This is a genomic window from Luteitalea sp., assembly GCA_009377605.1.
Classification (GTDB): Bacteria; Acidobacteriota; Vicinamibacteria; order Vicinamibacterales; family Vicinamibacteraceae; genus WHTT01.
On the sequence record WHTT01000018.1, the window covers coordinates 67306 to 85541 of the forward strand.

The window sequence follows — 18236 nt, forward strand, 5'->3', positions numbered from 1 at the left end:
ATGCCTGACTTCGTGCACTTGCACCTGCACACGGAATATTCGCTGCTCGATGGCGCCTGCCGGATCGAGGAGCTGGTGGGACAGGCCGCCGAGCTCGGTATGCCAGCGCTGGCAGTGACCGAGCATGGCAACATGTTCTCGGCGATCGCCTTCTACGACGCCTGCCACAAGGTCGGCGTCAAGCCCATCCTCGGGTGCGAGGTTTATGTTGCGCCGGGCGACCGGCGGGTCAAGGGTGGCGTCCCTGGAGAGACGGCCAATCATCTGGTCCTCCTCGCCGAGACGAACGACGGCTTCCAGAATCTCATCAAGCTAGTGTCGTCCGGCTATACGGAGGGCTTCTACTATCGGCCGCGCATCGACAAGGAGCTCCTCGCGCAGCACGCCAAAGGCCTGATCGGTTTGAGCAGCTGCCTCAAGGGAGAGGTCGCCGAAGGCCTCTACAAGGATCGCGCGGCGAAGGCGCGAGAGGCGGCGGCGACCTACCGCGACATCCTCGGGCCCGACAACTTCTTCCTCGAGATGCAGTACCAAGGGCTCGGCGAGCAGCGCGTGGTCAACAGTGCCCTGCCGTCGTTGAGCCAGGATCTTGGCCTGCCGCTCGTGTGCACCAACGACGTGCACTACTTGCGGCACGGCGATCACAAGCCGCATGACATCTTGCTCTGCATTGGCACCGGCAAGAACGTGCAGGATGTAGACCGCCTGCGATATCACGGCGATCAGTTCTACCTGAAGTCAGCCGATCAGATGAGCGAGGTCTTCGGCGACTTCCCGGCGGCGCTTGCCAACAGTGTCCGCATCGCGGAGCGGTGCGGCGTCAACCTCGATCCCGTCGAGTATCACCTGCCCAACTTCGACGTGCCGTCGGACCGCACCCTCGATGACTACTTCGAGAGTGTCGTAAGGGATGGGTTCGCCGAGCGCCTGCCGCGTCTCCGCCAGCTCGCCGAGCGTGGCGCCCTCGGGCACGGCCTCGACGAATACGAGGCGAGGCTGTCGTACGAAGTCGAGATGATCAAACGGATGAAGTACGCGGGCTACTTCCTGATCGTGTGGGACTTCATCCGATACGCGCGCGAGCGAGGCATTCCGGTCGGCCCTGGGCGTGGCTCCGCTGCGGGGAGCGTCGTGGCCTGGTGCCTCAAGATCACGGACGTCGATCCCATCGAGTTCGATCTGATCTTCGAGCGCTTCCTCAATCCCGAGCGTGTCTCGATGCCAGATATCGACATCGACTTCTGCGAGCGCCGGCGGGGTGAGGTGATCGAGTACGTCACGCGCAAGTACGGGCGCGAGAACGTCGCCCAGATCATCACCTTCGGCACGATGAAGGCGAAGGCGGTGATTCGGGATGTCGGCCGCGTGCTCAATATGTCGTATGCGGACGTCGACAAGGTGGCAAAGCTGATTCCGTCCACGCTCGACATGACGCTCGACAAGGCGCTCGAGGAAAACCCTGCGCTCAGCCAGTTGACGCGGAGCGACAAGCAAGTGCAGGAACTGGTCGAGATCGGGCGGCGTTTGGAAGGCATGACCCGCCACGCGTCGGTGCACGCAGCGGGTGTGGTCATCACCCCAAAGCCGCTCACGGAGTTCGTGCCGCTCTACAAGGACCAGAGCAAGGATCAGATCACGACGCAGTGGGCCATGAAGGAGATCGAGCGCATCGGTCTCCTGAAGATGGACTTCCTGGGCTTGAGCACCCTGACGCTCATCGACGACGCCGTGGCAGAGATCGAGCGGACCACGGGGCAGACGATCGATATGGAAAACCTGCCGATGGATGATGGAGCCGCGTTCGAGCTCTTCGGCATGGGGCAAACGGCAGGTGTGTTCCAGTTCGAGAGCACCGGCATGCGTGAGGTGTTGCGGAAGATGAAGCCGCAGCGGTTCGACGACCTCATCGCACTGAATGCGCTGTATCGACCAGGGCCCTTACGCGCGGGCGTCATCGACGATTTCATCAACCGCAGGCACGGCCGCGCCGAGATCAAGTACGAAGTGCCGCAGCTCGAGCCCATCCTCCGCGCCACGTACGGCGTCATCGCTTTCCAAGAACAGGTGATGCACATCGCCCGCGATTTAGCCGGCTTCACGATGGGCGAAGCCGACGTCCTGCGCAAAGCAATGGGGAAGAAGAACCTCGTTGTCATGCAGGCCCAGCGAGAGCGGTTTGTGAAGGGCGCAACGACGCGCGGCCTCGCCGAGAAGAAAGCCACCAAGGTCTTCGACCTGATGGAGTACTTCGCGGGGTACGGGTTTCCCAAGGCGCACTCGACGACCTACGCGCTGCTCGCGTACCAGACGGCTTATTTGAAGGCCAACTACCCGTGGCACTTCATGGCGGCGCTGCTCACCATCGAATCGCAGAACACGGACAAGCTCGCCTTCTACTTGAACGAGTGTCGGGACATGGGCGTTCCGGTGCTCCCCCCCGACATCAACATCAGTGAGCTGCGCTTCACGGTGAGCCCAGGCGAAGGCGTTCGGTTTGGGCTCGGGGCCATCCGAAACGTGGGGCAGGGTGCCATCGAGTCGATCCTTGCCGTCCGCGCCGCGCAGGGCGGACGAATCGACTCGCTGTTCACCGTCGCCGAGAACGGGGACCTCCGCCTCGTCAACAAGCGGGTGCTCGAAAGCCTGGTCAAAGCGGGAGCGCTCGACTCCATGGCAGACGCGGCATGGCCATTGGCAGAGCGCCGCGCGCGCCTGTCCGCCGCCATCGATCGCGCGCTCGAGCATGGCAGCCGGCAGCAGCGAGATCGCGAGCAGGGGCAATCGCAGCTCTTCGGCGACTCGGCGGACGAGGTCGGCGGCACGCTCGCCATTCCGCTACCGGCGGCGCCGGCCTGGAGCGAGCGTCAACTGCTGGCGTTCGAAAAAGATGCCCTTGGCCTCTATTTGAGTGGGCACCCGCTGCACGAATTCAAGGCTGTGCTCGAGAAGGCCGGCGCCCGCACGATTGCCGAGCTCACCGAATCCGCCTCCAGCGTGCTGGCGGGCGGCATCGTCACGGCGCTCCGACCGCTCAAGACGCGCAAGGGCGACCGGATGGCCGCGTTCGTGCTCGAAGACATGGCCGGCACGATGGAGGTCGTGGTCTTCCCGGATCCGTTCAGGCAGTGCGAGACCCTGCTCCTCAACGATGCCATGGTCCTCGTCAGTGGCGCCCTGGAGGTCACCGAAGAAAGCGCACGGCTGCGTGCGAACGAGATCACGTCCCTCGCCGGGCTGCCGGGCAGACTGTCGCGCGAGGTCGTGATTACCATCGCCTCGCCACCCCACGACCGGCAGACTTTCGAAGCGCTCGCGGGCGTGCTGCAGCGGCATCGCGGCGATCGACGCGTGCGCGTCGAGCTGGAGCTGCGCGAGGTCCATCGACCGCTGCGGATCTCCGCCAACCTGGCGCAGACCCGTGTCGAGCCGTCGACGCAGCTCGTCTCGGAAGTCGAACAGATTTGTGGCAGCGGATCAGTTCGGCTGAGGTGATCTCACACGTAGCGCAGGCCTTTAGGCCTGCCAACACCGCGTCGCCAGCGCAAGACTGGGGAGGTACGCGAGCACAGCAGGCAGGCCTAAAGGCCTGCGCTACGGGACTCAAAAAATGCCACCAGAAACCTTAGAGTTCGAAGAGCCGGTTGCGGTGCTGCTGAAGGAGATCGATGCTCTGAGCCAGCTTCCGCAGACCGAAGGCCGAGACGCCGAAATCGCGGGTCTTCGCCGCCGTGTGACGCAGATTCGAGGCGAGATCTTCTCGCGCCTCACCCCATGGCAGCGAGTGCTGGTGGCGCGACATCCGGCCCGCCCGTACATGCTGGACTACGTGAACCGGTTGTTCACGGACTTCGCCGAGATTCACGGCGACCGACACTTCGCGGACGATGGGGCGATCGTCACTGGCTTCGCGGCGTATCGGGGCGAGCCCGTGCTCCTCGTCGGTCACCAGAAGGGGCGCGACACTGCGCAGAAAGTGCACCGAAACTTCGGATACGCCAGACCGGAGGGCTACCGGAAGGCGCTCCGCGCCATGAAGCTCGCCCAGAAGTTCGAACACCCGATCATTGTGTTCGTCGATACGCCGGCAGCATATCCAGGCGTCGAGTCCGAAGAGCGCGGCATTGCCGAGGCTATCGCGTACAACCTTCGTGAAATGGCCGTGCTGACCGTGCCCATCGTCATCCTCCTCACGGGCGAAGGAGGCAGCGGCGGCGCCCTGGGCATCGCGGTGGGCGACCGCGTGCTGATGCAGGAGTTCGCCGTGTACAGCGTGATTCCGCCCGAAGGCTGCGCGGCGATTCTGTGGCGCGATGCCGCCAAGAAGGTGGAGGCAGCCGACGCGCTCAAGCTGACCGCTGCGGACCTCTTGAAGAGCGGCGTCATCGACGAGATCGTCCCAGAGCCGAATGGCGGAGCGCACCAAGATCCCGATGCCGCCGCGCAGGCGGTCGACACGGCTCTCGCCGCCGGACTGGCGAGCCTGCGGAGAGAAGCGGTCGACACGCTTGTTGACCGCCGGTATGAAAAGTTTCGGCGTATTGGGCGCCTCGGGGCGGAGATCATCGACGAAGAAGAACACGAAGAGGCAACCACGACGGACGTAGAGAATTAACCACGAAGGACACGAAGAGCACGAAGAATACCAGTTTGAATTTCTTCCTTCGTGCTCTTCGTGTCCTTCGTGGTTGATCCTTCGTGTCCTTCGTGGTGATTGTAACGTTGGTGGTTGGATCTTCGTTGTGGTTCTGTGCGGCCTTCGTGGTTGCCTTACGAGGACTCTGTTGCGCACACTCATTTGGGAACATCAACCATGCGACGAGCGGGCCGCCAACGAGCTCGCTTCAGCGCTACGCGTCGCGCCCGTCGTGGCGCGGCTGTTGTATCAACGCGGCTTCACGGATCCCGAAACCGCGGATCGGTTCTTGAACCCATCGCTGGACCACCTGCACGACCCGTGGCAACTGACCGACCTCCGGGTCGCGTGCGACCGGCTGCTCGGCGCTATCGCGCGCCGGGAGCGCGTGGCCATTCACGGCGACTACGACGTCGACGGGGTGACATCCACCGTCATCATGCGACGCTGTCTGGAGCTGCTCGGGGGCGACGTCGTGCATTTCATTCCCGAGCGGCTCCGCGACGGATACGGTCTCCAAACGCCTGCCATCGACCGGCTGCACGCCCTCGGCGTCCGGGTCATTGTCTCGGTGGACTGCGGCATCCGCAGCGCCGACGCGGCACGTCGCGCGCGTGAGCTCGGCATCGACCTGATCATCACCGACCATCATGAGCCGGAGGCGGATTTGCCGCCTGCGTTGGCGGTCATCAATCCAAAGCGGCGCGATTGCTCCTATCCGGACAAGAACCTGGCTGGGGTTGGGGTCGCGTTGAAGGTAGTCCAGGCGCTGTCCATGCAGACCGGCAACGCCCGCTGGCTGCCGGCCTTCGTGAAAATGGCCGCCATTGGGACCGTGGCCGACGTCGTACCGCTTGTGGGGGAGAATCGCGTCATCGCGAAGATCGGGCTCGAACGCCTGTCGAAAGGTCCACATACGGTTGGGTTACGAGCGCTCCTCGAGGCGTCAGGGTTGACCAACACGGTCATCGACGGCTTTCACGTGGCGTTCGTCCTGGCTCCGCGGGTCAACGCGGCCGGCCGCATGAGCACGCCAGACCTCGCCACGAGGCTGCTGCTCGCGTCGGACGAGGCGATGGCCGAGGAAGCGCGCGGCCTCGCGGCCCAGCTCGATGCCGAGAACCGGCGGCGACAGGAGCACGAGGCGGACATTCTCGCAGCGGCGCGCAAAGTCGTCGAGACGGACCCGGACGTCGGCGCCCACAACGTGCTCGTGGTCGCGGGCGACGACTGGCACCGCGGTGTGGTGGGGATCGTGGCATCGAAGCTGGTGGACACGTACTTCAAGCCGGCAATCGTCATCTCGCGTGACGGGGAGCTGGGGCACGGGTCGTGCCGGTCGATTCCGAGCTTCGACATGCTTGGCGCGCTCGAGCAGTGCGCGGACCTGTTCGTCAAGTTCGGCGGGCATCGCCAGGCCGCTGGGCTCACGATCGAAGCTACGCGCATCGAAGAGTTCAGGCGTCGTGTGAATGCCCATGCAGACGAGTGCCTCGACCCGACCGACCTCATGCCACGCCTGCGCGTCGATGGCGGTCTCCGGCTGTCGGCGATCAATTCGGAGGTGATTACCGGCCTCGATCGCCTCGGCCCGTTCGGTATGGGCAATCCCCGGCCCGTCTTCGACGCCGCGGCGGTCGAGATCGCCAGCGGACCGCACCGCATCAAAGAGCGGCATCTGAAGATGCACCTTCGGCAGGACGGGCGCCTGTTCGGCGCCATCGCGTGGCGTGCCAGCGAACGCGTGCCGTTCCTCCAGGAGCATCGTCAGGCCGTACGGCTCGCGTACTCACTGGAAAAGCGAACGTGGCGCGGCGAAACGACCGTTGAGCTGACGGTGGCCGACTTTCAGGAAACAGGAAACGGGCTTCCCTCGCCGAAGCTCGCCGCAGGCGAGCGAAGGCGGGAAACAGGAATCAGGAATCAGGATTCGGGATTCGGGAGCGCGGAGTCCGAAGGAGACGGGCCATGACGTGGCAGCGGCGCGCCCGTTTGGGTCTTGCGCTGTTTGCGTTGATCTTCGTGATCGTCGTCGTCCTGTCGCTTCGACGACGGCCGACGACGACCGAGAGCGTGCCGAAACGGGAAGACCCGAGGGCCATTGTCGAGAGCGGGCCTGGTGTCACGCTGAGCACCGAAGGTGCGAAGGAAGATCTCAAGATCGCGTACGAGCGCTGGCTGCAGTACGCCGATGGGACGAGCAAGCTCTCTGCGATCACAGTGGACCTGCCACCGCGCGACGGCAAGGCGATGACGTTGACCGGCGACGAAGCGCTCATCGAGGCGGAGCCCGCCGAAGCGCAACCGCAGGCAGGGCAGGCGGGCCAGTCGACAGCCACGCCGATGTCGACCATCATGCCCGATCGGATGACCGTCCGCGGCAACGTCAAACTCAGGAGCAGCGATGGCCTTATCGTGAGCGCCGCTGAGGCCATGTACGACAAAGGCACGGAGATCGTGCGGGTCCCAGGCGCGGTGACGTTTACCCGGGGACGCATGTCGGGCCGGTCCCGAGGGGCCACATACGACAGCAGACGCGACGTACTCTGGCTCCTCGCCGAGCCGCGCATCACGGTGGCGCCGGACCAGCGTGGTGAAGGGGCATCGGACATGACGGCCAGCCAGGCGGGATTCGCCCGTCGAGACCGATACGTGCGATTGCTCGACGGGGTGCGCATCGTGCGGGGCGCGCAGATCACGCGGGCAGACAACAGCACGTTGTTTCTTCAGCCCGAGGCGGACATCGTTCAACGTGCCGAGCTGCGAGGTCACTCGAGCGTGGAGACACCGGATGCGATGCCCGGAGCGTTGCGGTCGATGTCCGCGGTGAACATCGACCTGGCATACGCGCCGGATGGCCGCGCGCTCCAAGAAGCATCGCTCAGCGGGAACGCTGCGATTCAGATGGCGGGGCAGCCCGGGGTGGGTGGGCGACGTCTTGCTGGCAACACGCTCAGCCTGGGGTTCGCGCCCGACGGCTCCACGTTGACCACCCTGAATGCCCGCGACCGCGTGCGCGTCGATCTGCCTGCGCAAGAGTCGACGCCGGCGCGCGTGATCCGCTCGGCGACGCTCGTCGCAACTGGGCCGCCGACCGGTATCAACCAGGCTCGCTTCGAGCGAGACGTGGAGTACGTCGAGCGGGAGGCAGTCACACGAGAGGGACAGCCTGCCGCAGACCGAACGGTCACGGCGCGTCGGCTCGACACGGACACGGCACCCGGCTTCGGCGACATCGAGCGCGCCATGTTCACCGGCAGCGTCACGTTGAAAGAAGGGAACACGCGAGAGGGCAATGCGGAGCAGGTCGACTACGAGGTCAAGAAGAGCACCGTGGCGCTGTCATCGCCCGGCAAGACTGGCGTCGGCGCACGCGTGAGCGATGAGCGGATCTCGGTCACCGCGACCACGATCAACACATCGCTCGATGGCGAGACACTCGTGGCCACGGGTGGGGTCCGCAGCGTGCTGAAGGCACGTCGCGAAGGCGCAGAGAAGCGCGGACGACCGGTGATGTTCCGAGACAGCGAGCCGGTCAACGTCACGGCCAGTCGGCTCGAGTCGAAGGGAGCGCTTGCCGTCTACACGGGTCAGGCGCGTCTGTGGCAAGGCGCAACGGCAATCAGCGCCAAAACGTTGACCTTGGATGACGACAGTGGCAATTTGCAGGGCGAGGGAAACGTCGTCTCCACCCTGGAGCTCGAGCAGGAACCAGCGAGCCCGGCGGCAACCAACGGTAATAGTACCGCTGTACGTAGCGCCGGGCCTTCAGGCCTCGCGAAAGGAACACCGGCAAAGTCGGCCCCGACGACCATCACGGCGCAAGCGCTCGACTATCAGGAGGCCGATCGTCGCGCGATCTACACTGGAGGGCCTCCGCAGCCGCACCTGGTGGGTCCCGAAGGAGATCTCCGCGCCGACCGAATCGAGCTGTACTTGGACGAGGAAGGTCGGCAACTCGAACGGCTCGAAGGGTACACCGATGTCTCGCTCAAGACGATTCCGACCGAGGGCGCGTCGGCTCCTCGCGATGGCGCGGGTGCACGGCTCACGTACTTCGCAGACGAGGAGAAATATGTGATGACGGGTGGTCCGGTCGTGGTGCTCGAACAGCTGCCCACCGAGTGTCGCGAGACCATCGGCAGCATTTTGACTTTCTATAAAGCGACTGATACCATCCGCATGGACGGCAACGCGGGCAGGCGTACCCAGACGGTCGCTGGAAAGTGTCCGGAGCGAGAGTAGGCAACGGTCGTCATGCCGACGCTCCAGACAACTGGGCTCACCAAATCGTACGGCGGTCGAACGGTCGTACGGAATGTGAGCCTCGAAGTTCACTCGGGCGAAGTCGTGGGGCTGCTTGGGCCGAATGGCGCGGGCAAGACGACCACCTTCTATATGGTGGTGGGCTTGACGGCGCCGGACCGTGGTCGGGTTGAGCTCGACGGGACCGACGTTACGCACGATCCCATGTACGTGCGAGCGCGGAAGGGGATCGCGTACCTCCCCCAGGAGCCGTCGGTCTTCCGTGGCCTGACGGTCGAGCAGAACATCGCCGCGATTCTCGAGACCCTGGATCTGGATCGCGCGACACGCCGAGCACGGCTGCGAGATCTGCTGGCCGAACTCAACTTGCTCCCGCTCGCCCGCTCGCGAGCCTATACGTTGTCTGGCGGCGAGCGCCGCCGAGTCGAGATTACGCGAGCGCTGGTCAACTCGCCCAAGTTCATCCTGCTCGACGAGCCGTTTGCCGGCATCGATCCGATCGCGGTCGCAGACATTCAGAAGATCATCTTTCATCTGAAGTCGCGCGGTATCGGTGTACTCATCACCGATCACAACGTCCGGGAAACGCTCAAGATCACCGATCGCGCGCATATCGTGCACGAAGGGGTGATCTTTCGCAGTGGAACACCCGCCGAGCTTGCGGCCGACGAGGACGTCAGGCGCATTTATCTCGGATCGGAGTTCCGGTTGGACTAGGATAGAAGGTCAGAGGTCACCCCGGTAGTTCGTTGCTATGGCCCTCCAGCAGAAGCTACACACCCGACTGCAGCAGAAGCTGATTCTCACGCCGTCGCTGCAGCAGGCGATCAAGCTCCTGCCGCTCTCCACCCTGGAGCTGGCAGACATGATCACCCAGGAGCTGGTGGAGAATCCTCTGCTCGAGGAAGTCCCCGTCGAAGACGCTCAACGAACCGACGCACAGACGCAGGCCCAGACGGAAGAAGAGGCGCCGCCAGCGGCCAAAGAGGATCGATTCGAGAGTTGGGACGAGCAGGATTACGCGTACTTCTTCGGCGACTATCTCGACGAGGGCTACCGGCCCCGCATGCCGCAGGAAGTCAAGGAGCTGCCGCCCATCGAGAACACGCTCTCGATGCCCAGCTCGCTCTCGGATCACCTCATGTGGCAGCTCTCGCTGCAAACCGACGACGCGGTGCCACGCGAGATCGGCACGGCCATCATCGGCAATCTCAACGACGATGGGTATCTGGTAGCATCGGTCGACGAGATCGCGCAGATGGGCACTTGGCCGATCGCCGATGTAGAGCGGTCACTCGCACTCGTGCAGCAGTTCGATCCGATCGGCGTCGCGGCGCGCGATCTGCAGGAGTGCCTACTCCTACAAATTCGTTATCTCGGGCTCACCGGCTCACCGGCGGAAAAGATCGTCGTCGAGCACCTGCGGCTGCTGCAAAACCATCAAGTGCCGGAGCTGGCGCGCCGCATGGGCATGCCGATCGAAGAGCTCAAGACGCACATCGAGATCGTCCGTCGGCTGGATCCAAAGCCGGGGAGCCGTTACAATCCGTCGCCTTCGCAGTACGTCACCCCGGATGTGTACATCGCCAAGGTCGATGACCAATACGTCGCGCTCCTCAACGACGACAGCTTGCCGCAGCTACGCATCAGCCCTACCTATCGACGCCTGCTCGAGAAGGGGGGCGAGAACACCGAAGAGACGCGGCAATACGTCAAGGAAAAGTTCCGCTCCGCGCTCTGGTTGATCAAGTCGATCGACCAGCGTCAGAAGACCATTCACAAGGTCGCCACGAGCATCATCAACTTCCAGCGCGAGTTCCTCGACCACGGGATCGAGACCTTGCGCCCCCTCGTCCTACGAGATGTCGCCAACGACATCGGCATGCACGAGTCGACCGTCAGCCGTGTGGTGAACAACAAGTACATGCACACCCCGCAAGGGGTGTTCGAAATGAAGTACTTCTTCCACAGCGGCATCAGCAGCTCGTACGGCGACCACGTCTCATCGGTCGCCATCAAGCAGCGGATCCGGAAGATCATCGAGAACGAAGATGGTGCCAAGCCGCTCAGCGATTCGAAGATCGTGAGCATCCTGCAGCACGAAGGCTTGCACCTCGCGCGACGGACCATCGCCAAGTACCGCGAGGAGCTGAAGATTCCGACGTCCAATCAGCGAAAGCTGCTGTACTGAGGAAACAGGGGGCCACCCCCCTTGTCCACTGCCATGCGTGTCGCGCTCACCGGTCGCAACGTCGAGATCACGCCGAGCCTGCGCCAGCTGGTCGGCCGGCGGCTCACGCGTCTCGAACGACTCCTCAATGACAACGCTCTCTCGGCCCAGGTCGTCCTGACGCGTGAGAAGCATCGTCACGTCACCGACATCATCGTCCATACCCGTGGGGATCACATCCTCAAGGGGCTCGGCAACGACGGCACCTGGCCGCAGTCGGTCGGTGTCGCGGTCGAGAAGGTGATGCAGCAAGCCCATAAGGTCAAGGAGCGATGGGAGGACCGGAAGCGCCGCGCCCGAGGCGGCCGCACCGTGACCCCTGCCGTCGCACGGCCGGAGGAGGCACCGTCGCAGGGGCCGCATATCGTCCGCGCCAGACGATACGCCGTCAAGCCCATGCGCATCGAAGATGCGGCACTGGCGGTTGCCGTCGACACGAATGCGTTCTTGGTGTTCCGTAATGCCGAGACCGATGAGGTCACGATCCTCTACCGGCGGAAGGATGGGCATCTCGGGCTCATCGAGCCTTAGGCCAGAGCTCGCTTGAACGGTCAGTCGTAGCGCAGGCCTTTAGGCCTGCCTGCGTCGCTGTTGGCAGGCCTAAAGGCCTGCGCTACGTGGCACTGGCACTTATGGAATCCCTGACCGTGCGTGCGCTGCTCGAGCTGAGCGCCGGAATTCCGCTTGCCGATCTCACGCTTGTTGCCGGCGGTCGCGGGTTGGACCGCCAGATCACCGACATACCAATCCAGAAGACCGGCTTGGCGCTCGCCGGGCTTCACGAATACCTGGAGCCAGGCCGCGTGCTCGTGCTTGGCGCGAGTGAGATTCGCTACTTGGAGCTTCTTGCAGACGACGCGCGCCGGGAAGCGCTCGAGCGAGCGTTTGCGCAGAGCCTGCCGTGTGTGCTCGTCACGGCAGGCTTGGCCGCCAGCGACGACCTCCGCGCCGCTGCGGACGTTGCCGGTGTTCCACTTCTGACCACCCTTCGCCCCACCGCTGAGGTGCTCGTCACGCTGACCAGCTGGCTCGACGATCAGCTTGCGCCGAGCACGATCGTGCACGGTGTGCTGCTCGACATCCTCGGCTTGGGCGTCTTCGTCATTGGGCAAAGCGGCGTCGGGAAGAGCGAGTGTGCGCTCGACCTGGTTGGGCGCGGTCACCGACTGGTGGCCGACGATGCCGTTCAAGTCCGGCGCCGCGCGGAATCGGTGGTGATCGGCACGTGCCCGGCACCGACACGGCACCACATGGAGGTGCGCGGCCTCGGCATCATCAACGTTCGCGACCTCTTCGGCGCCGCGGCAACACGCCCTTCCAAGCGCGTCGAGCTCATCGTCCAGCTCGAGCGATGGGATCCAACCAGCGATTACGAGCGCCTCGGTCTCGAAGAGCTCACGATGGACTTACTCGGCGTGCCCATCTCCTTCGTGCGGATCCCGGTGGCACCCGGCCGTAATATCGCCATTCTCGTGGAGGTGGCGGCACGCAATCATCTCGTCAAGGATTCCGGTCGCTCGAGCGCACGCCGCTTGGTCGCGCGGCTCGACCGTGTGCTGCACGGGGGAGACCGCGCGGAGGATGCTCCGACGGAGGACGAGCGGTGAGATCTCGGAATCCAGGTAGGGCGCGTCAGCCTCCCGCGTCGTCACGGCCGCCTCGGCGAGGCGGCCCTACCGAGAGCGTTAGGGGCGCGCGGGGGAGGACGCGAGGACCTCGGTCGAAGCAAGGCGACGCTTCGCCACCCACCAGCAACTTCATCGTTCTCACCGGTCTCTCGGGAGCGGGGAAGTCTCAAGCGATTCGCGCCCTCGAAGATCTCGGCTATTTCTGCGTCGACAATCTGCCAATCGACCTCATGCCGACCTTTGCCGAGCTGATGCGCCGGGGGCGCCCCGAATTGCCCCGCGCCGCAGTGGTCGTCGACGTGCGCGAGGGAGCGTTTCTCGAGCGACTGCCGCGTGTTTATCGCCAGCTGCAGCGTCTGCCAGGGCTGTCACCACTGCTCATCTTTCTCGAGGCGTCCGACGCGACACTCGTGCGCCGATTCAGTGAGACGCGGCGGCCACATCCGCTCGACCCGCAGCGTCCGGTTGCAGATGCGATCCGCCGCGAGCGCCAGAGCCTCGCAAAGATCCGGCGCATGGCTGACGAGATCATCGATACGAGCGATACGACGGTCCACGAGCTACGGCATGCCTTCATGTCGACCGCGCGTGATCCAGCATCGGTCGGCGGCCCGCTGGTCACGCTCGTGAGCTTTGGCTTCAAGCATGGCGTGCCGCTCGACGCCGACTTGGTCTTCGACGTCAGGTTCCTCCCGAACCCACATTTTGTTCCGGCTCTGCGCGACCACACGGGCCGCGAGCGGAGTGTTCGCGAATATCTGGACGGGTATCCGGAGACGGCCGAATTCCTGGAGCGCGTGACCAGCTTGTTGGAGTTCCTGTTGCCGCGCTATGCCCGTGAGGGCAAGAGCTATGTCACGATTGGCATTGGTTGCACTGGCGGCAAGCACCGCTCGGTTGCCATGGCAGAGGCGCTCAAGGCGTCTCTCCGCAACGTCGAAGGCATGCGGCTTCGCGTTAGGCACCGGGATATTGCCGCGGAGTAGGGAGGTAGGGCGCGCTGCCATGAGCACAGAGACCGACCAAGCGCCACTCATTGGCGTCGTAGTGGTGACCCACGGGCAGCTCGCCACCGAGCTCGTGAACGCTGCGGAAATGATCACCGGTGAGCTCCCGCAGGTCGGAGCCGTCTCGATTGGGTGGCACGATGATGTGGAAGCGGCGCGCGAGGAGCTGGCGGAGGCCACACGTCGCGTCGCGTCGCCGTCGGGCGTGCTCATCCTGACCGACATGTTCGGAGGGACACCGTCGAACCTTGGCATCTCGTTCCTGGAAGCGGGTCAAGTGGAGGTCGTGACCGGCGTGAACCTCCCAATGGTCATCAAGGTCGTGAGCTTGCGGACTTCATCGGATCTGCTGAGCGTGGCGCGGCAGGTGCGCGAGCACGCGCGCGAAGCGATCTGGGTGGCATCCGATCTGGTGCGAAAGGACGATGCGACCGCATGATGTCGCGAGAGGTCACCATCGTCAACTCCTTGGGGCTCCATGCGCGCGCGGCGGCACGCTTCGTGCGCCTCGCCAGTGAGTTTGCCGCCGACGTGAAGGTCACGCGGGGCAGTCGCACCCTGAACGGGAAGAGCATCATGGGCCTGCTGTTACTCGGTGCCGCCTGTGGCACCACCATGACGATCTCAGCCGACGGTGTCGATGAGACCGACGCTATCGATCGATTGAGCGCCCTTGTGGCAGCTGGATTCGGAGAAGACACATGCTCCAACTGATCGGGCTGGGTATCTCGCCTGGGCTCGCCCGTGGCCGCGCGCTGGTCGTGCGCCAGCAGACGCGCGACGTCCGCTATCGGATTCTCCCGGACGCCGTGGCCAGCGAGTGTGCACGCCTCGACGCCGCACGCGCGCGATCCCGCGCCCAGCTCCGCGAAATTCAAGCACATGTGAGTCGAACGGCGGGCCCAGAGTACGCCGCGCTGTTCGACGCGCAGCTGCTCATGCTCGACGACCCGTTGTTCATGGGACGCGCCGATGCGTTCATTCGTGAAGGGCGTCTCAATGCCGGCTGGGCCGCGACGAAGGCCGCAGAGGATATTGCCGCGCGACTGCTCGAGACCGACGATCCCTACCTCCGCGACCGACGGGGTGATCTTGCCGACGTCGTCGGTCGCCTCCGCATGAACCTGCGAAGCCCCGGTCGTGACGGCACGGCGGAGCTGCTGCGTAGCGTGCCTGGACCGTGTGTGATCGTGGCCGACGATCTGCCGCCGTCGATTGCTGCCCAAGTCGACTGGTCACGCGTGGCCGGCTTCGCAACGGATGCGGGAACGCGTACGTATCACACGGCCATCCTGGCACGCTCGCTGCGCGTGCCTGCCGTCGTCGGTCTTCACGATGCGAGCCGCCGCATCGCCCCAGGGACGCTCGTCGTGCTCGACGGCGCCGCCGGGGAGCTTCTCGTCGATCCGCCAGAAGATCTCGCGGAGCGCGTGGCCACGCGTCACGCGGCGCGCGTCGAGGAGGAACATCGTCTCGTCGAGCTGCGTGAGCTCCCGGCGACCACCGCCGACGGTGTCGCCATTCGCCTGCACGCCAACCTCGAGCTGCCTGATGATGCGACACAGGCGCTGGCGTGCGGAGCGGAGGCTGTGGGATTGTACAGGTCGGAATTCTTGCTGGCGAACTGCTCGATCGAGCAGCTGACCGAGGATGTGCAGTGTGCGGCCTACCGCGACATGCTCGAGCGGATGCAGGGTCGCGAGGTCACGATACGCACGTTCGACGCGGGGGAGGACCAGCTAGGCCGATCCTCGGCAGGAACCGGAGCTTTGCGCACGCGGCTCGGCCTGCGAGCAATTCGGTTGTCGCTCTCACTGCGCGACCTGTTTCGCACGCAGCTGCGGGCCCTTCTACGCGCAGCTCCTCATGGACGGCTGCGGATCATGTTTCCGTTCATCTCAGGAGCCGACGAGCTCCGCGAGGCGCGCCAGGTGCTCGCGGAGGCGGCCGACGAGCTTCGCAAGCGCGGCGAGTCGCCGTCTCCCGTTCCGGTTGGCGCCATGATCGAGGTGCCGTCTGCGGCGCTGACCGCGGATCTGATCGCTCCCGAGGCGGACTTCCTGAGTCTCGGCACGAACGATCTGATCCAGTACGCGCTGGCCGCCGATCGTACCGACGACCGGATGCAGCAGTTCTACGAGCCGCTCCATCCTGCTATCCTCCGCATGGTGCGCCAGGTGCAGCGCGTTGGGCGTCGCCACAACATGCGGGTCTCCGTGTGCGGTGAGATGGCGTCCGATCCGCTCGTGATCACGATCCTGCTCGGGCTCGGCATCACGGAGTTCAGCATGACGCCGGTGGCAATCCCAGCGGTGAAGCAGGTCATCCGGTCCGTGCATTTGGTCGAGGCGCGGCGTATTGCGCGCGCCGCGCTCCGGGCCACCACGCCGGGCGAGGTCAAGAAGGTGTCAGGAATCACCGAGCCGACGCCAGACGCGTCGTCTCTGAGCGAAGTCGATGCGGCGAAGGACCCTTCTCTGGGAGAGCACCGTGGAGCAGAAGAACATCCCGCGCGTCGAGAAGCCCTGGGGCTATGAGCTCCACTGGGCCATCACGGACCGCTATGTGGGTAAGCTCATTCACATTACCAAGGGACACGCCCTGAGCCTGCAATACCACCGGAAAAAGGACGAGACGATCTTCCTCTCGTCCGGGCGTTTGCTCTTCGAGATGCAGGAAGGGGAAACGTTGGTGGCGAGGGAGCTCGCCCCGGGTGACCGTGTCCACGTGGCACCAACGACCGTGCACCGGATGACGGCGCTCGAGGACTGTGACGTCTTCGAAGTCTCTACGCCGGAGCTCGATGACGTGGTGAGGTTGGAAGATCGGTACGGGCGGGTCGATACGGGGGCTTAGGGATCTAGGGATCTAGGGATCTAGGGATCTAGGGATCTAGGGGAAGGTAGCTCGGAGTAAGCAAATCGCGGCGAGCCGCCCTGCCGGTTCCGACGTAGGCCTCATGCGCTCGAACAACCGTGCCCTTGATCCCTTGATCCCTAGTTCCCTTGATCCCTGTTCCTAGAAAGGAATATCGTCGTCCGCGGCGGGACCACCAACAGGTGCCGGCTCCGGAGCGCCGGAGTCGGCATCGGTCGCGGCGGCGCCACGCGGCGCACCACCCAGCAACTGGATGCGGTCGGCCAGTACCTCGGTGGTATAGCGCTTCTGGCCGTCACGATCGTCCCAAGATCTCGTCTGCAGGCGCCCCTCCACGTAGATCTGCTTTCCCTTCTTCAAGTAGTCCTGCAGAGACTCGGCTTGCTTGCCGAAGAGAACGACCCGGTGCCACTCCGTCTGGTCCTGCCAGTCGCCTGTCCGCGAGTCCTTCCGCCGGTCCGTGGTTGCCAGGCTGAAGTTCGATACGGCCACGCCAGCCGGCGTGAAGCGCAGCTCGGCGTCGCGTCCGAGATTGCCAACGAGAATCACTTTGTTCACACTGCCCATGGTCTGTTCCCTCAGAATTCACTTGAATTGGCACTCGTAGCGCAGGCCTTTAGGCCTGCCAACTGCGGGGCCAGGCAGGCCTAAAGGCCTGCGCTACGTGCGTCGATCGAGGCGCAAGCCCTATGTGCAAGAACGAGTCCGACAGGATGGTGCGACTTGTACTCCGATATCCGGGTCTCGATTAGCGTCGGCGGGGGTGCGAGCTGCAGAAACTGAAGCAGACGTACCCCCGCGCCTGTTGCAGTTATTACCGTGACCGGCGGTTCATGCCGTCGAGGACCTGCTTGGCGAGCGTTGCCGCTTCGCTATCGGAGTGTTCCTTGATGACGGTCTCGAACGCCTCACGGGCGCGATCTTCCTCATCGAGCAGACTGAGCGCAAGTCCCTTCTTGTACAAAGAATCTGGCACCTTGTCGCCGTCCGGATAGTCTGCGATCACTTTGTCATATGACGAGACCGCATCGGTCAGCTTTTGGTCCATCGAGTAGGCCTCGCCAATGAGGAACTGCGCGTTGTCGGCGAGATCGGACTGAGGGAACGTGCGAAGGAAGCTGTCGAACCCAGCGATGGCGAGCGTCCACTGCCCGGAGGCGTAGTCGGCAAATGCCGAGTCGAACATGCGGGAGGGAGAGGCACCGGGCGGAATGGCGGGAGCCGCCGCTGCCTCCGGTGAAGCCTCTTCGGTTGGATCCGTCTCTGATGTGTCCGCGGGCAGCACCGGAAGGAGTGTCGTTCCCGAAGGCTCTGCAGTCTCGGGGCTTGTGGTCTCGGGGCTTGTTGTCTCAGGGCCCGTCGTCTCAGGGTTTGGTTCCGGGCCCGTGGTCGCTGGGCTCGCCGTCTCGCCCTCCCTCGTCACCGGCATCGGCGTCGGGGTCTCCGTACGAGCGGCGGCGGCGCTCACGACCGAACGCCGCAGGGCATCCATCTCTTGCGAGAGCGAGTTCAGCCGAACACCGGTGTCGTCCAACTTCTCACGCACGACGCTGACGTCATTGCCGAGGTTGTCGACGAGCAACTTCTGATCGGCA

At 64.3% G+C, this 18236-nt stretch carries 15 protein-coding genes; 13 read left to right on the plus strand and 2 right to left on the minus strand.

Features of this window, described 5'->3' with window-relative positions:
• From GEV06_08295 to GEV06_08355, 13 genes are all read left to right on the plus strand, one after another.
• Positions 1 to 3492 carry a DNA polymerase III subunit alpha gene (locus tag GEV06_08295; protein MPZ17895.1) on the plus strand — a complete coding sequence of 1164 codons (3492 nt, stop codon included), beginning with the start codon at positions 1 to 3 and terminating at the stop codon, positions 3490 to 3492.
• 115 nt (positions 3493 to 3607) lie between these two features.
• Positions 3608 to 4612: an acetyl-CoA carboxylase carboxyltransferase subunit alpha gene (locus GEV06_08300; GenBank protein ID MPZ17896.1), complete on the plus strand. Its 1005-nt coding sequence runs from the start codon at positions 3608 to 3610 to the stop codon at positions 4610 to 4612.
• Positions 4608 to 6605, plus strand: a complete 1998-nt coding sequence (recJ, locus tag GEV06_08305) for a single-stranded-DNA-specific exonuclease RecJ (GenBank protein ID MPZ17897.1) — start codon at positions 4608 to 4610, stop codon at positions 6603 to 6605. The genes GEV06_08300 and recJ overlap by 5 nt, the downstream gene beginning before the upstream one ends.
• Positions 6602 to 8878, plus strand: coding sequence for a hypothetical protein (locus GEV06_08310; GenBank protein ID MPZ17898.1), 2277 nt, complete (start codon positions 6602 to 6604; stop codon positions 8876 to 8878). Before recJ ends, GEV06_08310 begins: the two co-directional genes overlap by 4 nt.
• Positions 8879 to 8890: 12 nt before the next feature.
• Positions 8891 to 9616: an LPS export ABC transporter ATP-binding protein gene (gene lptB / locus GEV06_08315; GenBank protein ID MPZ17899.1), complete on the plus strand. Its 726-nt coding sequence runs from the start codon at positions 8891 to 8893 to the stop codon at positions 9614 to 9616.
• A 37-nt stretch (positions 9617 to 9653) separates the two neighbouring features.
• A complete protein-coding gene (gene rpoN / locus GEV06_08320; GenBank protein MPZ17900.1) occupies positions 9654 to 11090 on the plus strand; it encodes an RNA polymerase factor sigma-54 in 1437 nt (478 codons plus the stop codon).
• Positions 11091 to 11111: 21 nt separating this feature from the next.
• On the plus strand, positions 11112 to 11660 hold the full coding sequence (gene raiA / locus GEV06_08325; protein MPZ17901.1) for a ribosome-associated translation inhibitor RaiA: 549 nt from the start codon (positions 11112 to 11114) through the stop codon (positions 11658 to 11660).
• Positions 11661 to 11761: 101 nt separating this feature from the next.
• Positions 11762 to 12736 (plus strand): HPr(Ser) kinase/phosphatase, encoded by a 975-nt coding sequence (hprK, locus tag GEV06_08330; protein MPZ17902.1) that lies wholly within the window; start codon positions 11762 to 11764, stop codon positions 12734 to 12736.
• Complete coding sequence (gene rapZ / locus GEV06_08335; GenBank protein MPZ17903.1) at positions 12733 to 13743, plus strand: RNase adapter RapZ; 1011 nt, start codon at positions 12733 to 12735, stop codon at positions 13741 to 13743. Before hprK ends, rapZ begins: the two co-directional genes overlap by 4 nt.
• 19 nt (positions 13744 to 13762) lie before the next feature.
• Positions 13763 to 14203, plus strand: a complete 441-nt coding sequence (locus GEV06_08340; protein MPZ17904.1) for a hypothetical protein — start codon at positions 13763 to 13765, stop codon at positions 14201 to 14203.
• Positions 14200 to 14478, plus strand: coding sequence for an HPr family phosphocarrier protein (locus GEV06_08345; GenBank protein MPZ17905.1), 279 nt, complete (start codon positions 14200 to 14202; stop codon positions 14476 to 14478). The genes GEV06_08340 and GEV06_08345 overlap by 4 nt, the downstream gene beginning before the upstream one ends.
• Positions 14466 to 16301, plus strand: coding sequence for a phosphoenolpyruvate--protein phosphotransferase (ptsP, locus tag GEV06_08350; GenBank protein MPZ17906.1), 1836 nt, complete (start codon positions 14466 to 14468; stop codon positions 16299 to 16301). The genes GEV06_08345 and ptsP overlap by 13 nt, the downstream gene beginning before the upstream one ends.
• On the plus strand, positions 16222 to 16620 hold the full coding sequence (locus GEV06_08355; protein ID MPZ17907.1) for a cupin: 399 nt from the start codon (positions 16222 to 16224) through the stop codon (positions 16618 to 16620). Before ptsP ends, GEV06_08355 begins: the two co-directional genes overlap by 80 nt.
• Positions 16621 to 16782: 162 nt before the next feature.
• Here GEV06_08355 and ssb read toward each other — a convergent pair whose 3' ends face one another.
• Both ssb and ybgF read right to left on the minus strand, forming a co-directional pair.
• Positions 16783 to 17208 carry a single-stranded DNA-binding protein gene (gene ssb, locus GEV06_08360; protein ID MPZ17908.1) on the minus strand — a complete coding sequence of 142 codons (426 nt, stop codon included), beginning with the start codon at positions 17206 to 17208 and terminating at the stop codon, positions 16783 to 16785.
• A 247-nt stretch (positions 17209 to 17455) separates the two neighbouring features.
• Positions 17456 to 18236, minus strand: a 781-nt coding sequence (gene ybgF / locus GEV06_08365) for a tol-pal system protein YbgF (protein MPZ17909.1), incomplete at its 5' end; no start/stop codon positions are given.

Coding starts and splice junctions, on each gene's coding strand:
- lptB (MPZ17899.1), top strand. CDS start 8,891: ATGCCGACGCTCCAGACAACTGGGCTCACCAAATCGTACGGCGGTCGA.
- hprK (MPZ17902.1), top strand. CDS start 11,762: ATGGAATCCCTGACCGTGCGTGCGCTGCTCGAGCTGAGCGCCGGAATT.
- GEV06_08310 (MPZ17898.1), top strand. CDS start 6,602: ATGACGTGGCAGCGGCGCGCCCGTTTGGGTCTTGCGCTGTTTGCGTTG.
- ssb (MPZ17908.1), bottom strand. CDS start 17,208: ATGGGCAGTGTGAACAAAGTGATTCTCGTTGGCAATCTCGGACGCGAC.
- GEV06_08295 (MPZ17895.1), top strand. CDS start 1: ATGCCTGACTTCGTGCACTTGCACCTGCACACGGAATATTCGCTGCTC.
- rpoN (MPZ17900.1), top strand. CDS start 9,654: ATGGCCCTCCAGCAGAAGCTACACACCCGACTGCAGCAGAAGCTGATT.
- GEV06_08355 (MPZ17907.1), top strand. CDS start 16,222: ATGCGGCGAAGGACCCTTCTCTGGGAGAGCACCGTGGAGCAGAAGAAC.
- GEV06_08340 (MPZ17904.1), top strand. CDS start 13,763: ATGAGCACAGAGACCGACCAAGCGCCACTCATTGGCGTCGTAGTGGTG.
- ptsP (MPZ17906.1), top strand. CDS start 14,466: ATGCTCCAACTGATCGGGCTGGGTATCTCGCCTGGGCTCGCCCGTGGC.
- GEV06_08345 (MPZ17905.1), top strand. CDS start 14,200: ATGATGTCGCGAGAGGTCACCATCGTCAACTCCTTGGGGCTCCATGCG.
- GEV06_08300 (MPZ17896.1), top strand. CDS start 3,608: ATGCCACCAGAAACCTTAGAGTTCGAAGAGCCGGTTGCGGTGCTGCTG.